The sequence below is a fragment of the Flavobacteriales bacterium genome (assembly GCA_029248105.1).
Lineage (GTDB): Bacteria > Bacteroidota > Bacteroidia > Flavobacteriales > UBA7312 > UBA8444.
The window spans coordinates 1-16,423 of sequence record JAQWJZ010000020.1 but is presented as its reverse complement, the minus strand read 5'-3'; the positions used below and the strand labels follow the sequence as shown (position 1 = coordinate 16,423).

The following is a 16,423-nucleotide window of genomic DNA, read 5'->3' as shown; positions in this document are numbered from 1 at the left end:
TCATATATTATGAAGCTAAACAAAAGCACAGTTGTCCTAATTTTAAGCCTTTTAGTTGGGATTATTTTTTTCTTACTATATAAAAAATATCAAGAACTCAACGAACAAACCACAGACGCTATTCAATCTATACCAATTAGCGCTGCTGTAATAGTAGAAACCGACAATTGGAACTCATCATTAAATGAAATAGAAAATACTACCATTTGGAACACTATTTCTAATTCTAATAACTGGATAGAAATCAAAAAAACAATAGAACAGCTTTCGAGTAAAGTTCAAAATTCAGAAGAATTAAACCACTTTATAAACAATCAGAAACTCTATTTATCACTCCATCACTCTACTAATGACTTCTATATATTTATCTCTACTGCTTGTACTGCCGAAGAATTAAAACTTATAGAAACGAATGATTCTTTAATTGGCAATTTCAAAAGCAGAGAGTATGATGGAGTTAAAGTTTTTGAATTAGAAAACAACTGGAACTTGTGTCATCATAAAGACATCTTGTTTATGAGCTCCTCTTCTTTGCTAATTGAAGACGGAATAAGACAATTGAATAATGAGATTAGTCTACTGGACAACTCAGAATTCATAAAAGTACAGAGCACAAAAAGCACATTTGCTGGAGAACATATCTATATCAACTACGCTAATTTATCTAAGCTTCTATCTCAAAATTCAAAACTTTTAAAATCAGATGAAAAATGGATTAGTAGATGGGCAAATTGGGCTGAACTTGATTTAGAAACATCCGATAATAATTTAACCCTCTCAGGATTCACATTAGTTGAAGATTCTTCATCGAATTACTTGACCTCTTTATTTGGTCAACTTGAACAAAAAATAGAAATAAGCAAAGTAGCTCCAAGAAACACATACAAAATCACGGCTTTAGGCATTGAAGATTTTAAATTATTCTATACCAATTACAAAGATTTTTTAGCAAAACACAACAACCTATATGAACATAATAAGGCACTCTCTGATATAAAATCTACTTACGACCTAGATATTGAGAATTACTTTAATGGAATGGTTTTAAATGAAATGGGCACAATCAGCACATTTTCATCTTCAGGTAAATCTGACGATTTTATATTCATTAAATCTAAAAAAGAATCGGAAGAATTACTCAACCACATCAATCCAAAAACAGAAAACAAGCCATTCTCTGAAAATTATCGAGGATATAAAATATCTAAATTTGAAATCAATAATGTTTTATCAAAATTATATGGTCAAATGTTTAATACTGTCAACGAAAATTACTTCACATATGTTGACGGCTATCTTATATTTGCCAATTCAGCTTCATCTCTCAAAGCATTCATAAATAATTTTCTTTCTAAAAAGGTGTTGGACAATAATTCCACATTCATTAATTTTAAAGATCAAATAGGCTCTCGCTGTAACTTCCTCTACTACACCAATCCATCCATGGGTAATTGGAACGATTTAGTTAAGAAAAAATGGAAGAGTTTTATAGTAAAAGAAAACTGGTCAAATGTCAGCGGATTTGTTTATCAATTGAGCTCCAAAAACGAACTGTTTTATAATAATGTTGTATTACAATATGAGTCCAATCAAGCTGAAGAAACTCAACTAGACTGGATTGTGAATTTGGATAATAACATTACTATTTCGCCTCAAGTTGTATACAACCACAGCAGTAAAAAGAACAATATAGTTATTCAAGATGATAAAAAGATAATCTATTTAGTAAGTTCAAAAGGTAAAGTTTTATGGAAAAAGCAAATAGGCGGCATTATCTTAGATAAAGTCGATCAAATGGATTTTTACAAAAACGGAAAGCTTCAATATATCTTCAACACTGAAGACAGTTTGTACATTATTGATAGACTGGGAAGAGATGTAGAAAACTACCCTATAAGACTTAGCTCGAAAGCTAAAAGAGGTCATACCTTATTAGACTATGACAAGAACAGGAAATATCGAATTTTAATTCCTTCTGAAAATGGGATGGTATATAATTATTCTAAAGAAGGAAAACTTGTTTCTGGATGGAAGTTTGAAAAGCTGAAAAAGCCAATTAGTCATCAGATTCAATATGCTAATATTAAAGGTAAAGACTATATCTATGTAATGGATAGTGACGGCAATACTAAGATTGTTGGACGAAATGGAAAAAAACGCATTGACATTGGAAAAATACCTGTAAAAAAAGCATTCTTTATTGATAAAAAAACGGGCAATATATACACCTCTGACATCAGAGGTAATGTATGGCTAACCATATTAAAAGGAAATCAAACCAAAATCAAAACATCGGAACTTGAAAGCTCTAGCTTTTACGCCACAAATTTCAATAACGATGAGTTAATGGACTTATTCATTTCTGATAACTCTAGGGTTAAATGCTATAACCTAGAATCTGAAATTTTAGACTTTGATATTCAAAATGAATCTAATCCTAAAGTATTTAATTTCAACAAGCAGTCTATTATAGGTTTTTCAAGTAATGGCAGTTGTCATCTGTTCGACACAAAAGGCAATGCTTTTTCGGGAAGCCCCCTCTTTGGCGGTGGCGATTTTGAATGTGTTGACCTAGACAAAGACAACAAGCTAAACCTAATTGTAGTGAATGAAAACATTCTTAACAATTATAGCCTAGAATAAGATTACCTCAATAAACCAATAGTTATGCTAGGCTTAAATTCTTTGGCGTCCACTGAAGATATTGAAAATCTAAAATTGATTTGCTTTTGTTTTACAGAAATAAAAAAGTGAGTTGATAAAGCATAGTTGGGTCGCAAGTCTATTTTATCTATACCTCCTAAATTAGTAGCAAGTCCAACGTCAGCTCCTATGCCAAATGCAGAAGTTAACAGCTTTCCACCTCCAAACATTAAAGACAAGTTATCTATAGATACAGATGTACGTAGGTTTATATAAAACTCCTTTTTGTCATTTTTATACACTATTGACTGGTTAAATAAATCTGTCCAACCAAGTGAAAAACCACTATATACGAGTTTATCGCTTTCTTCTTTTATATCTTCATCAAATCGATACAATTCATTTTCTTCAACAATCTTAATCAAGTGTTTAGCATAACTTGGATTTGTTGCATAGCCCGCTTTTTTAAGCCCTTTAGCCCACGATTTATAATCCTTTATAGAGTATTTAAACAAATCAGCATATCTTGGTTTAAGTAAAAATTCTGAATGATCATCATAAGAATCTCTAACTTTATCGTACTTCCTAAAACACTCATTATTTTTATCATCATCATGAAAGACCCTCTCTCCTTCCCAATCGGAATGGCATTTAATACCGAAATGATTATTCGACTTATTAGCTAATTCGCTGTTTCCATCGGCACTTTCTAAAATACCTTGAGCTAGAGTTATACTAGCAGGAATTTTATATTTTCTCATCTGGTAAATAGCTTCGTCTTTATATTGATCTATATACTGACTTCGAGTCATATTTTGAGCTGAAAGTTGAAAAGTGAAGAAACAAAAAAATAAGATTAGTCGATTTTCCATTCTTTAGATTGTATACGTTGGTTCATTCCTTCAATACCTTGAATCCCTCCGGTATGAACAGCTAAAATAGTACTATTTGAACGAATCTGTTCATTCTTTATCATATCAAAGATGCCATAAAACATCTTAGCAGTATAAACGGGATCTAGCTGAATAGAGAAGTCACGTTTAAATTCATTCATAAAACTTAACAACTCTAGATTAATCTTAGCGTATCCACCAAAATGATAATCAAATTGAATTGACCAATTTGAATGATCTACATATTTTTTCACTTCATCATTTAAAAAGCCTCCACCCTTTAGTGAAGAAAAACCTATAGCATGTTGAGAGGGTTTCAAACTTCTTATTATGCCTGACAATGTTCCACCTGTTCCTACTGGAACACATACCATATCGAATTCTTTAAAAGAAATCATCTCCTCACATGAAGAAACTGCTAACTCATTAGTTCCTCCTTCAGGAATAAGATAATGATCACCATAAATAGACTTCCAATCTATATTGGACTTATTGCGGTAAATCTGTCGATCAACAAAGAATAATTCCATGCCGTCATTCTGTGCCCTTATAAGAGATGGATTTAGCTTATCAGTAGAATCGCCTCTAATGATACCGATAGATTTCAGTCCCATTCTATTACAAGCCGAAGCAGTAGCAACAATATGATTAGAAAACGCTCCTCCAAATGTTAAGACCTTATTATGCTTTTCTCTAATAGCTTCTATTAAGTTGTATCTTAATTTCCACCACTTATTACCCATGCAATATGGATCGTTTAAGTCCTCTCTTTGAACTAATAGCCTAACTTTTTTAGAGTGTAAAAAAGCACTATGTATTTCTTGAATATCTTGTTGAACTACTTGTGAAAACATAAACTAATATAAGCAATGATTATCGTAAATTTGTACCTTTCAATAATTCAATGGTAAACTTTTCAAACCAAAGTAAATTAGCAAAGGAAGACTTTTACAAAAGTAAAGATGGATACATTATTTTTACAGAAAAATACCATTTAAAAAGAGGCTATTGTTGCAAGAGTGGTTGTAAACATTGTCCATACGGATATAATAAAGAGACGGATTCTTTAAAAAAGAAAAAAAAATGACAGCATTTCAAGAAAGTATATTAGCAGGTATTCCAAATGAAATTCCACAAAAAAAAGAATACGATACTAACATCAATCATGCACCAAAAAGAAAAGATATTCTAAGTGCCGATGAGAAAAAGCTAGCATTAAAAAATGCTTTGCGATACTTCCCTAAAGAGCAACATGCACTTTTGGCTTCCGAATTTTTAGAAGAATTAAAAACGTATGGTAGAATTTATATGTACAGATACCGACCAGACTATGAAATGAAAGCAAGGAATATTGAAGAGTACCCAGGCAAAACTATACAAGCAAAAGCTATTATGTTGATGATTCAAAATAATTTAGACTATGCTGTAGCCCAACACCCCCATGAATTAATCACCTATGGTGGTAATGGAGCCGTATTTCAAAATTGGGCTCAATATTTACTTTGTATGCAATATTTAGCTGAAATGACAGATGAACAAACGTTAGTAATGTATTCAGGTCATCCAATGGGTTTGTTTCCTTCTCACAAAAATGCTCCAAGAGTTGTAGTTACCAACGGAATGATGATACCCAACTATTCAAAGCCAGATGATTGGGAAAAATTTAATGCTTTAGGTGTTACCCAATATGGTCAGATGACTGCTGGATCATATATGTACATTGGCCCACAAGGTATTGTTCATGGTACAACTATCACAATACTTAATGCCGGTAGAAAAATCAGTAATAATGGACTTTCTGGAAAATTATTTTTAACTGCAGGACTTGGAGGAATGAGTGGCGCACAACCCAAAGCTGGAAATATTGCAGGCTGTATTACAGTTGTTGCAGAGGTGAATCCTAAAGCTACAAAAACTAGACACTCACAAGGGTGGGTTGATGAAGTCATTGATAATCTAGACACCCTATCTAAAAGAGTAAAAAAAGCAAAAGAAAATAAAGAAATTGTATCCATCGCTTTTCAAGGTAACATAGTGGAAGTATGGGAGAAGTTTCTTGAAGAAGATATATATGTTGACTTAGGCTCTGATCAAACATCACTTCATAATCCATGGGCTGGAGGCTACTACCCTATTGGATTAACATTTGAAGAGTCCAACGAGCTTATGGCTAACAAGCCTGATTTGTTTAAAATCAAAATTAAAGAAACCCTTCGACGTCATGCCGATGCCATAAACAAACATACCTCAAAAGGCACATATTTCTTTGACTATGGCAATGCCTTCTTATTAGAAGCTTCTCGTTCAGGTGCTGATATTATGAGTGAAGATGGGCTAAATTTTAAATATCCTTCATACGTTCAAGATATTATGGGACCTATGTGTTTCGATTATGGCTTCGGCCCATTCAGATGGGTTTGTGGTAGTGGCAAAAAAGAAGATTTAGATAAAACAGATAAAATTGCTTGTGAGGTTTTAGAAAAATTAAAATTACAAGCACCTATAGAAGTCCAACAACAAATGGAAGATAATATTCACTGGATAAAAAATGCCAATCAAAATCAATTAGTTGTAGGGTCACAAGCTAGAATATTATATGCCGATTCTCTTGGCAGGATAGAAATCGCAAAAGCATTCAATAAGGCTATAAAAAATAACGTTATTTCGCCTGTTATTCTTGGAAGAGATCATCACGATGTATCAGGAACAGACTCTCCTTACAGAGAAACTTCAAATATTTATGACGGCTCTAGTTTTACATCTGACATGGCAATACATAATGTGATTGGTGACAGTTTTAGAGGCGCTACTTGGGTGTCTATTCACAATGGTGGTGGTGTAGGCTGGGGCGAAGTAATTAACGGAGGCTTTGGCATGCTGATAGATGGCTCAGAAGAGAGTGATAAAAAAATACAATCTATGCTACATTGGGATGTTAACAATGGCATTGCAAGAAGAAGCTGGGCAAGAAATGAAGAAGCCATTTTTGCTATCAAAAAAGAGATGGAACGCACCCCTGAATTGAAAGTTACTTTACCAAATATTGTTAACGAAAAGTATTTAGACTCATTAGATTTTAATAATTAATTTTTTAATAACGTTTTTTTAACTACTTTTAAAATCTCGTAATTAATGACTTGCTAATCTATATTACAAGTCTACTTAAAGCATAAGGTAAAGCATGAAAAATAAATACTCTTTTTGGAGCTCGTCGTTTCATTTTCTGACTCTTGTAATCCTATTAACGAATATTTCTATTTCCAAAGCCACTAATCCATTTGCTAAAAAGGATGGTGAAAAAAGTTTCTATCTTGAAACCAATCACCTATTGTTTATGCCAGCTATCACCCTTGATTATTTCAAAAAAGCAAGGGATAATTATGGATATAGCATATCAGGCTGTGTAAGTACAATAGATAAAAAGAAAGGCTACATAGTGCCTCCAAATATCGGGTTTCCTATCAATGCAAGTTTTATTTATGGCAGACGTGACAATCTAATAGAAGTTGGCTTTACTCTCAGACCTCAATTTTTCTTGATAAAAGACTATGTCCATCATAACCATCATAATTTTGAAGAAAAATTAACTGAGAACTCAACCATTATCTACTTTACACCTAGAATTGGATACCGATATCAAGAAAAGAAATTACTTAACCTTAAAGTAAGTATTGGTCCTCAATTTAGTATTAGCAAATCAGAATATGTTAAATACACTGGTAGAATTTTTGAGAATTATGAGTATCTAGAGAAGATTTATTTACAAATAGGAGTTGGTTTCAGGATAAAATAAATTTAAAAATTTATTCCAAAACCGACATTCAGATAAAGATTTTCATCTTTCTCTTTCGGATTTTCAAGAAATTCGTCACTTCCATATGACTTTGTTTCTGTGGAAACATTTTGAAGGTGGTAACCTCCAACAATATCTAAGGTAAAATCACTGAAAATTTTGAATTGGAAACCTGCTCCAATACCCCTTCCAATCTTTGTATATTTTTTTTCATAACTCGAGGCCTCACCAATTCTAACGTCAGTAAAAGTTTTGATATAGTCCGTATAACTACCAAATAAATTGATATAAATCCCCATCGGAGCATCCCATGTAAAATAATATTTAAACTCAGGCAAAACTGAAAAGCCCGAATATTGATAGGCATCTCTATCATAAAACACTTGAATACTATCGTTTCCTACTCTACTTCTTTTATTATCAGAAATTAGAGTAACATTCATTTTGTAAGAAAATTGGGCTGCATTAGAGCTGTATCCTGGATCTAGCATACGCTCATATGAAATCGTATATCCGGATTCTGGAGCAAACGGCTGATATAAGCTAGTACTCAATACATTTTTAGACACTCTAAAACTTTGAGAATAAAGAGAGGATGTAAACAAAATAAAGGATAGTAAAATAAATATATGTTTCATTTATAGGTATAAAGTACAAATATCGACATAATTTCCTTTGATTTTATACGACAACAAAATTTTATCTTACCTCTTCAAGGTGTTATTTTTAAACTTTTTTAGTTGTTTTATCTTATATTTAACTTTTTATACGAGTTTTAATATAGATAAAAGGTTAAATTATCATAATACACTTCCATCAACAATGTTATAAGCTATTATTAGCCTATTTTATGTTAAATTTGCACCAATTTTAACACTATGGCTACAAAAATTACAAAAAAGACCTATGTCAATTGGTACAGAAACATGCTTTTGTGGAGAAAGCTTGAAGACAAAGCATCTGCTCTTTACATTCAACAAAAAATAAGAGGTTTTTTACATCTCTATAATGGACAAGAGGCTATTCTTGCCGGCTGCAGAGAAGCTATTGATCCAAGTAAAGATAAGATGATTACCGCATACCGAAATCATGTTCAACCTATTGCTATGGGTGTAGAACCAAAGCATGTTATGGCTGAACTGATGGGCAAGATTACTGGCTGCTCAAAAGGTAACGGTGGGTCGATGCACATGTTTAGCAAAGAACACAACTTCTTTGGTGGACACGGAATTGTTGGCGGACAAATACCTCTTGGCGCTGGATTGGCATTTGCTGACAAGTACAATGGCAGCGATGCGGTCACTCTATGTTTCATGGGTGATGGGGCTGTTAGACAGGGCTCATTACACGAGACCTTTAACTTAGCAATGCTATGGAAGCTACCAGTAATATTCATTGTAGAGAATAACGGCTACGCTATGGGAACATCAGTAGAAAGAACAGCCAATCATACTGAAATTTGGAAACTTGGACTAGGGTATGAAATGCCTAGCGAACCTGTTGATGGCATGGATCCTGTAGCTATGACAAAAGCCGTAGAAAAAGCGGTGGCAAGAGCAAGAAAAGGTGAAGGCCCAACATTTCTAGAAGCTAAAACATATAGATATAAAGGGCACTCCATGTCTGATGCTCAACATTATAGAACAAAAGATGAAGTCAGTGAATATCAAAAAATTGACCCTATAAATACAACTCTTGAAATCATCAAAAAAAATAAATATGCTTCAGAAAAAGAGATAGAAACTATCAATCAAGAAGTTAAAGAAACAATTGCTGATGCTATCCAGTTTGCTGAAGAATCTCCATTTCCAGTAAAACAAGATTTATACGATAGTGTTTATGAACAAGAAGATTATCCATTTATAAAAGACTAAATAAGATGGCAGAAGTAGTAAATATGCCCCGACTTAGCGACACCATGACAGAAGGTGTAGTAGCTAAATGGCACAAAAAAGTTGGCGATCAAGTTTCAGAAGGCGATTTATTAGCCGAAATTGAAACTGACAAAGCCACAATGGAGTTTGAGAGCTTTCAAGAAGGTTTTCTTTTGCACATTGGAGTTGAAGAAGGTGCTAAAGCACCAGTAGATAGCATTTTAGCAATTCTAGGCGAAAAAGGCGAAGACATTTCCTCTTTACTAAAGGATAGTGAAGCAAAAATTGAAGAAACTAAAGTAGAGGAAAAAAAGAGTGAAGCCCCAGCAAAAAATGAAGTGGTCAAAGAAAAACCAAAACCCGTTGTCACTACTTCTACTAAAAAAGAGTCTATATCGACTACAAATAGTAAAAATATTGCCTCACCTTTAGCAAAGAAACTAGCTGATGAAAGGAATATAAATTTAGCATTAGTTAAAGGTACTGGTGATTTTGGAAGAATCGTTAAAAGAGATATAGACAATTACTCAGGCGGAAATACAACACCAACAATAGAAAGTTTCTCTGAGGTAGAAGTTTCTCAAATGAGAAAAGTCATAGCACAAAGATTAGGGGAAAGCAAATTTTCTGCACCTCACTTCTACCTAACTTGCGAAATCAACATGGATAAAACCATTGAAGCAAGACAAGCGATTAATACCGTATCTCCAGTAAAAATATCATTTAATGATATGATTGTAAAAGCCTCTTCAATGGCTTTAGAACAACATCCTCAAATTAATTCCAGTTGGTTAGGCGATAGAATACGATATAATGATCATATCCATATTGGAGTCGCAATGGCTGTTGAAGATGGTTTATTAGTACCCGTTGTCAGGTTTGCAAACAGCAAAAGACTTTCTGAAATTTCAAGCGAGGTTAAAGATTTTAGCGTTAAGGCAAAAGCTAAAAAATTACAACCTGAAGATTGGGAAGGCAATACCTTTACTATTTCAAATTTAGGAATGTTTGATATTGAAGAGTTCACCGCAATTATCAACCCGCCAGATGCATGTATACTTGCTGTAGGAGGAATTGTAGAAAAGCCTGTTGTAAAAAACGGTGAAATTGTAATAGGAAACACACTCAAAGTTACATTATCATGCGACCACAGAGTCGTTGATGGAGTTGTTGGCTCAAAATTCTTAGGTACTCTAAAAAATTATTTAGAAAACCCTGTTTTATTTATGGGCTCAAATAGTATTTAAAAAAGTTAAACAAGTAAATTAAAAGCCCTATCAATTCTGATGGGGCTTTTTTTTATCTTTATGCCATGCAAGAATTGTTTAATTCTATAGAATATTTAAAAGGAGTTGGCCCTAAAAAAGCCGAACTTTTAAGAAGTGAATTAGGCATACATACATTTGGAGATTTACTTAACTACTTCCCCTTTCGATATGTTGATAAAACTAAATTCTACAAAACGAATGAAATCAACAGCGACTTGCCATATGTACAAATTATGGGCAAAATCAGTCGAATACAAGAAGTAGGAGCAAAACACAGTAAACGTTTAACCGCAAAACTTCAAGATGAATATGGAAATATAGACTTAGTATGGTTCAAAGGCACTCGATGGATAAAAGAAAGCATAAAAGGAAATGGTAAATACGTTGTATTTGGAAAACCCAATCTCTACAATGGTAAAATTAACATTGTTCATCCAGAAATAGAACAAATTGACCATACATATGAGCCAAAACTAAATCGACTACAACCTATATACTCAACAACCGAAGCACTATCAAACAAGGGCTTAACTAACAAGGCCATTGGAAAACTGACTTCAGTATTATTACCACAGATAATTAACAGTATTAAGGAAAATTTATCTGACGAATTAACGAAGAAACTCAACTTGATTCCAAGAAAAGACGCTTTTACGAATATTCATTTTCCCGCAAATACTAAAATATTACAACAAGCTCAATACAGACTGAAGTTTGAAGAATTATTTTTTATTCAATTACAACTCATACGAATGAAAATCGTTCGGCAACAAAAACTAAAAGGCTTTCCACTTTCACAAATCGGTGAGCATTTTAATAATTTTTATCACAATCACCTACCCTTCGAATTGACCAATGCTCAAAAAAGAGTTTTAAAAGAAATTCGATATGACTGCGCTAAAGATTCTCAGATGAATCGACTACTTCAAGGAGATGTAGGGAGTGGCAAAACCTTAGTCGCATTGATGAGTATACTCATGGCTATTGATAATGGATTTCAGACCTGTCTTATGGCTCCAACCGAAATCCTCGCTCAACAACACTTTGAAACGGTTTCTAAATTACTGGCCAATATGCCAATAAAAATATCCCTACTTACTGGCTCAGTAAAAAAATCTCAACGCAATACGTTACACGAAGGTTTAGAAAACGGAGAAATACATATTCTCATAGGCACACATGCACTTTTAGAAGATAAAGTAAAATTTAAAAACTTAGGGTTTGTTGTGATAGACGAACAACATCGCTTTGGCGTTGCTCAACGAGCCAAAATGTGGCTAAAAAACACCAATCCTCCTCATGTGCTAGTAATGACCGCAACACCAATACCTAGAACGCTTGCAATGACATTGTATGGCGATCTAGATGTATCAATAATTGACGAACTACCACCTGGCAGAAAAGCTATTAAAACTATTTGGAAATCAGAAAGCGGCAGACTAGCTATGCTTGGTTTTATAGAAAAAGAAATAGAAAAAGGAAGACAAGCATATATAGTTTATCCACTTATCAACGAAAGTGAGTCATTAGATTATAAGGATTTAATGGACGGCTACGAAAGTATTTGCAGAGCATTCAAAGGAAAACAAATTAGTATTGTACATGGACAAATGAAATCTGAAGATAAAGATTTCGAAATGAACAGGTTTGCCAAAGGCGAAACACAAATAATGGTTGCCACAACAGTAATTGAAGTAGGAGTAAATGTTCCTAATGCCTCAATAATGGTTATAGAGAGTGCTGAACGTTTTGGATTATCACAACTGCATCAATTAAGAGGGCGTGTCGGAAGAGGTGCTGAACAATCCTATTGTATTCTGATGAGTGGAAATAAAATAAGTAGTGAAGGACAAGAAAGACTTAAGACTATGGTTAGAACAACTGATGGCTTTGAGATTGCAGAAGTTGACCTAAAACTAAGAGGGCCAGGAGATTTAATGGGCACACAACAAAGCGGAATGTTGGAGCTAAAAATTGCTGACTTAATGAAAGATAATGCTATTTTACAATATGCAAGACAGTTAGCACTAACGCTATTAGAAGAAGATCCCGAACTAAAACTACCAAAAAACAAAGTTATACTTAACCATTACAAAGAGATAAGTAACAAACAACTTGAATGGAGCAGAATATCTTAGTATAAATAGCTAATCATCACCTCATTCTTTTTCTTACTTTTGTCTTAATAATATTACTCTAGATGAAGATTTCATACAACTGGCTCAAAGAATACATCGATATTGATTTAGAAGCAACAGAAGTTGCAAGATACCTTACCGACACAGGTCTTGAAGTTGAAGGTATAGAAAATGTGGAAAGCGTTAAAGGCGGTTTAAAAGGTATAGTAATTGGTGAAGTACTAACTAAAGAACAACACCCTAATGCTGACAGACTCAGTATAACAACCGTTAATATTGGTGAAAAAGAACCACTTAAAATTGTATGTGGCGCACCTAATGTTGAAACAGGTCAAAAAGTTCCTGTTGCTACAATAGGCACAATGCTATATTCAGGTGATGAATCTTTTAAAATTAAAAAAGGAAAAATAAGAGGCGAAGTATCAGAAGGAATGATTTGCGCTGAAGATGAAATAGGTCTAGGCGAAAGTCATGAAGGCATAATGGTATTAGATTCAACAGCAAAAGCTGGTGAACTTGCTAGCAACTATTTCAATATTGACTCAGATATAGTTTTTGAAATTGGTTTAACTCCAAACCGATCAGATGCTATGTCACACATAGGTGTAGCAAGAGATTTAGCCGCTATACTTAACCACAACAACATAAAATGCGAATTAAAATTTCCAGAAATAAACACATTCAAAGAAGGGAGCGAAAAAGCATTCACTGTTGAAGTAAAAGACCAAAATGCATGTCCACGATATGCTGGACTAAACATTAAAAATGTTAAGATTGAAGCATCGCCAGAATGGCTTCAAAAACGACTTTCAGCAATAGGGTTAACACCAATAAACAACTTGGTTGATATTACCAATTATGTGCTTCATGAAACCGGACAGCCTTTACACGCTTTTGACGCTGACAAGATAAAAGGTAATGCCATTATAGTACAGCAATTGAAAGAAAAAACTAAGTTCATTACGCTAGATGATATAGAGAGAGAATTGTCTGCTGAAGACTTAATGATTTGTGATGGAAAAAATCAGCCTATGTGCATAGCAGGTGTATTCGGTGGTAAAAAATCAGGAGTTGAAAAAGAAACAAAAGATATATTTCTAGAAAGCGCCTATTTCAATCCAGTATCTATCAGAAAAACAGCTAAACGACATACATTAAGTACAGACGCATCTTTTCGATTCGAAAGAAGTGTAGATCCTAATCTGGTTATTTATGCATTAAAAAGAGCCGCTATCTTGATTCAAGAAATATGTCAAGGGACTATATCTTCTGCAATAACAGATCTCTATCCGAATAAAATTCTTAACACAGAGATCTCCCTTTCTTACAAAAAGGTAGATTCACTAATTGGTGAAAAAATTGATAGAAATATTATTCAATCTATTTTAAAAAGCCTTGACATCGAAATCATAAAAAGGGATGAAGATGGATTACACATTTCGATTCCACCATATAGAGTTGACGTTACTAGAGAAGAAGATATCGTTGAAGAAATTTTAAGGATTTTTGGCTACAATAACATTCATATTCCTACACAACTCAAATCTTCAATATCGTACTCTAATAAAGTTGACGAAGATAATTTACAGAACATTATTTCAGACTTATTGACCAACAACGGTTTTAACGAGTGTATGAACAACTCGCTAAGTAAGTCATCATACTCTGAGCTTATTTCAGAAATAAAGTTAGATGAGCAAGTTAAATTACTCAATCCTTTGAGTCAAGATTTAGACGGAATGAGACAAAGCTTATTGTTCTCTGGATTAGAAAGTATCGCCTATAACATCAACAGAAAATCCAATGACTTAAGCTTTTACGAATTTGGAAAGACTTACAATATTATTAAAGGAAAATACGTTGAAAATAAAAAGCTAATTCTACTAGCTAGCGGAAATGCAAAATCAGAAAATTGGAATGAAAAAAGCCGTAAAAAAGATTTTTTCTGGATTAAACAAAACGTTGAGCACATATTAAAACGCACAGGATTAAACCATTTGATAGGAAAAAACAGTAAAATATCTTACCTTGTTGATGGATATTCATTCAATTATAAGAAGGATAAAATAGCTGACTTTGGCTTTGTAAGTAAAGCAACACTTAAAGCCTTTAATATTAAAACAGATGTTTTGTATGCTGAACTCGATTGGGATTTAATTATCAAAAATATACACCCAAACACCAAATATTCGGAAGTCAATAAATTCCCAACTGTGAGAAGAGATTTAGCACTTTTACTAGATAAAGACATTGAGTTTTCAAAACTCAATTCAATCGCTAAACAAACAGAGAATAAATTGTTGAAATCTGTAAACTTATTTGACGTTTATCAAGGAGATAAGTTGCCAAAAAATAAAAAGTCGTATGCTTTAAGTTTTGTGCTTGAAGACAAAGAAAATACCCTAACCGATACGCAAATAGACGAGGTTATGGATAAGTTAATTAATGCATTTGAACAGAAAGTAGGTGCTGAAGTAAGAAAGTAAATTCAATTTCTTATATTTGACATCACTAATTAAATAGAAAACACCTAGTTAAAAATGAAAAAAGTTGCCATAGTACTAGCCATGATGTTTGCTGGAATAATTTCTCAAGCACAAGAAAGAGTAGTTAAAATTAGCGGTTTAGATGCTGCTTTTGGTATGTATGAAGTATCTTACGAGCGTACATTCAACGAAGGAATTAATAATATAAAACCTGCTGGAAGATCAAGAAAACAAGGCAAATGGCCTAATATATTAACAAAGGGGTCTATTCAATATTCAGTCTCATTTTTTTCTTCGAAGTTCGACCAAACATTTGGAGCTGGAATGACAGCTGTTATTGATACAAACAGTAATCACGACCCTGGTGACCTTGTTTCAGGAACACAAGTTGTTGAAGATGCTACAGTACATTCTGTTAGTAGACAAGCAACCACTTCTATAAGTGGTTTTGGCTTGGGCATTGAGTATAGAAGTTATATCAAAACTTATAATCAAAAAGTTGGCGATCCGCCAAGAGGTTGGTATGTAGCACCATTTGTTAATTTGCAATCTAAGAGTATTGACTTTGATGACAACACTCCAGAAGAAACTAATCAAGCAATGAATTATTTGATGTATCCTGACGACGATAATGGTGCTGTATTTGGAAATTATGGCGGCCCGTGGATAGGCGATGAAAGTAGTGGGTCAGTAAGTACCAATGGAGCTAATACAACAAGACCTAACGCAACGAACCCTTATATTAGTAATCCAAATACCAATGACCTAAGATGGCGCGACGTTTCTTACAAACATAATGAGTTTGGCTTAATGGCTGGTATAGCTATTGGTCGTCAATGGTTGTTTTATGATAAAGTATCGCTAGACGTTCAAATAGGCCCTCAATACAGTATTGTAAACAGAAGCGAAAGAGTATTTAACGGAAACGATAGCTGGAATTTAAACCAAACCGAGGACAATGTGAATACCGATCGTCTAGCAGGTCTAAATGCAGATTACTATCTTCAAACAAAGTATGGTGATGTATACGCTTTTGACGGCTCAGCCCCTGATTCTGATGTAGCTAATGGCTATTATGGTATTGTTGACGAAGATGGAAACAACGTTATAATCAAAGCCAAAGGAAATGAATCGTTGAAGTTTACATCAGGATTTTACAGAGATTTACCTGGATTAACAGATTTCGCTAAACTAGAAACATATAGAATAAAAATTAGAGTAGGATATGCCTTCTAATTAACAAAACATTTTTAACCTTAACAATTTATTAAATGAATATTAAAATCATATTAACCGGACTTTTGGCTTCAGTAGCATTATCATCTTGC

General features: G+C 33.5%; 12 protein-coding genes. 9 read left to right on the top strand and 3 right to left on the bottom strand.

The window, feature by feature from the left end; all coding sequences use genetic code 11:
* Positions 1 to 9: 9 nt before the first annotated feature.
* On the top strand, positions 10 to 2,643 hold the full coding sequence (locus tag P8I29_03660) for a hypothetical protein (GenBank protein ID MDG1916894.1): 2,634 nt from the start codon (positions 10 to 12) through the stop codon (positions 2,641 to 2,643).
* Between the two features lie 2 nt (positions 2,644 to 2,645).
* Here P8I29_03660 and P8I29_03655 read toward each other — a convergent pair whose 3' ends face one another.
* Together P8I29_03655 and P8I29_03650 are read right to left on the bottom strand one after the other, a co-directional pair.
* Positions 2,646 to 3,404, bottom strand: coding sequence for a glucosaminidase domain-containing protein (locus tag P8I29_03655; protein ID MDG1916893.1), 759 nt, complete (start codon positions 3,402 to 3,404; stop codon positions 2,646 to 2,648).
* A 95-nt stretch (positions 3,405 to 3,499) separates the two neighbouring features.
* Positions 3,500 to 4,390, bottom strand: a complete 891-nt coding sequence (locus tag P8I29_03650) for a pyridoxal-phosphate dependent enzyme (GenBank protein MDG1916892.1) — start codon at positions 4,388 to 4,390, stop codon at positions 3,500 to 3,502.
* Positions 4,391 to 4,440: 50 nt separating this feature from the next.
* Between P8I29_03650 and P8I29_03645 the strand changes: the two genes are divergently transcribed.
* The 3 genes from P8I29_03645 (at position 4,441) to P8I29_03635 (ending at position 7,329) form a co-directional block, all read left to right on the top strand.
* Positions 4,441 to 4,623, top strand: a complete 183-nt coding sequence (locus P8I29_03645; protein ID MDG1916891.1) for a DUF5522 domain-containing protein — start codon at positions 4,441 to 4,443, stop codon at positions 4,621 to 4,623.
* Complete coding sequence (locus P8I29_03640) at positions 4,620 to 6,623, top strand: urocanate hydratase (protein MDG1916890.1); 2,004 nt, start codon at positions 4,620 to 4,622, stop codon at positions 6,621 to 6,623. Before P8I29_03645 ends, P8I29_03640 begins: the two co-directional genes overlap by 4 nt.
* A 94-nt stretch (positions 6,624 to 6,717) precedes the next feature.
* On the top strand, positions 6,718 to 7,329 hold the full coding sequence (locus P8I29_03635) for a hypothetical protein (protein MDG1916889.1): 612 nt from the start codon (positions 6,718 to 6,720) through the stop codon (positions 7,327 to 7,329).
* A 2-nt stretch (positions 7,330 to 7,331) separates the two neighbouring features.
* Here P8I29_03635 and P8I29_03630 read toward each other — a convergent pair whose 3' ends face one another.
* Complete coding sequence (locus P8I29_03630; protein ID MDG1916888.1) at positions 7,332 to 7,967, bottom strand: hypothetical protein; 636 nt, start codon at positions 7,965 to 7,967, stop codon at positions 7,332 to 7,334.
* A gap of 240 nt (positions 7,968 to 8,207) precedes the next feature.
* On the opposite strand from P8I29_03630, the gene pdhA reads away from it, so the two are divergent.
* From pdhA to P8I29_03605, 5 genes are all read left to right on the top strand, one after another.
* Positions 8,208 to 9,203: a pyruvate dehydrogenase (acetyl-transferring) E1 component subunit alpha gene (gene pdhA, locus P8I29_03625; GenBank protein ID MDG1916887.1), complete on the top strand. Its 996-nt coding sequence runs from the start codon at positions 8,208 to 8,210 to the stop codon at positions 9,201 to 9,203.
* A 5-nt stretch (positions 9,204 to 9,208) separates the two neighbouring features.
* Positions 9,209 to 10,450 carry a dihydrolipoamide acetyltransferase family protein gene (locus P8I29_03620; protein MDG1916886.1) on the top strand — a complete coding sequence of 414 codons (1,242 nt, stop codon included), beginning with the start codon at positions 9,209 to 9,211 and terminating at the stop codon, positions 10,448 to 10,450.
* A gap of 65 nt (positions 10,451 to 10,515) precedes the next feature.
* Positions 10,516 to 12,609, top strand: coding sequence for an ATP-dependent DNA helicase RecG (gene recG / locus P8I29_03615; GenBank protein MDG1916885.1), 2,094 nt, complete (start codon positions 10,516 to 10,518; stop codon positions 12,607 to 12,609).
* Between the two features lie 62 nt (positions 12,610 to 12,671).
* The gene (pheT, locus tag P8I29_03610; GenBank protein ID MDG1916884.1) at positions 12,672 to 15,095 is read left to right on the top strand and encodes a phenylalanine--tRNA ligase subunit beta; all 2,424 of its coding nucleotides are present in this window, start codon (positions 12,672 to 12,674) and stop codon (positions 15,093 to 15,095) included.
* Between the two features lie 54 nt (positions 15,096 to 15,149).
* Complete coding sequence (locus tag P8I29_03605) at positions 15,150 to 16,331, top strand: hypothetical protein (protein MDG1916883.1); 1,182 nt, start codon at positions 15,150 to 15,152, stop codon at positions 16,329 to 16,331.
* Positions 16,332 to 16,423 lie beyond the last annotated feature (92 nt).

What these genes read in the sequence shown, in the direction of transcription:
- recG (MDG1916885.1), top strand. Translation starts at nt 10,516, where the DNA reads ATGCAAGAATTGTTTAATTCTATAGAATATTTAAAAGGAGTTGGCCCT.
- pdhA (MDG1916887.1), top strand. Translation starts at nt 8,208, where the DNA reads ATGGCTACAAAAATTACAAAAAAGACCTATGTCAATTGGTACAGAAAC.
- P8I29_03620 (MDG1916886.1), top strand. Translation starts at nt 9,209, where the DNA reads ATGGCAGAAGTAGTAAATATGCCCCGACTTAGCGACACCATGACAGAA.
- P8I29_03655 (MDG1916893.1), bottom strand. Translation starts at nt 3,404, where the DNA reads ATGAGAAAATATAAAATTCCTGCTAGTATAACTCTAGCTCAAGGTATT.
- P8I29_03635 (MDG1916889.1), top strand. Translation starts at nt 6,718, where the DNA reads ATGAAAAATAAATACTCTTTTTGGAGCTCGTCGTTTCATTTTCTGACT.
- P8I29_03650 (MDG1916892.1), bottom strand. Translation starts at nt 4,390, where the DNA reads ATGTTTTCACAAGTAGTTCAACAAGATATTCAAGAAATACATAGTGCT.
- pheT (MDG1916884.1), top strand. Translation starts at nt 12,672, where the DNA reads ATGAAGATTTCATACAACTGGCTCAAAGAATACATCGATATTGATTTA.
- P8I29_03605 (MDG1916883.1), top strand. Translation starts at nt 15,150, where the DNA reads ATGAAAAAAGTTGCCATAGTACTAGCCATGATGTTTGCTGGAATAATT.
- P8I29_03645 (MDG1916891.1), top strand. Translation starts at nt 4,441, where the DNA reads ATGGTAAACTTTTCAAACCAAAGTAAATTAGCAAAGGAAGACTTTTAC.
- P8I29_03630 (MDG1916888.1), bottom strand. Translation starts at nt 7,967, where the DNA reads ATGAAACATATATTTATTTTACTATCCTTTATTTTGTTTACATCCTCT.
- P8I29_03640 (MDG1916890.1), top strand. Translation starts at nt 4,620, where the DNA reads ATGACAGCATTTCAAGAAAGTATATTAGCAGGTATTCCAAATGAAATT.
- P8I29_03660 (MDG1916894.1), top strand. Translation starts at nt 10, where the DNA reads ATGAAGCTAAACAAAAGCACAGTTGTCCTAATTTTAAGCCTTTTAGTT.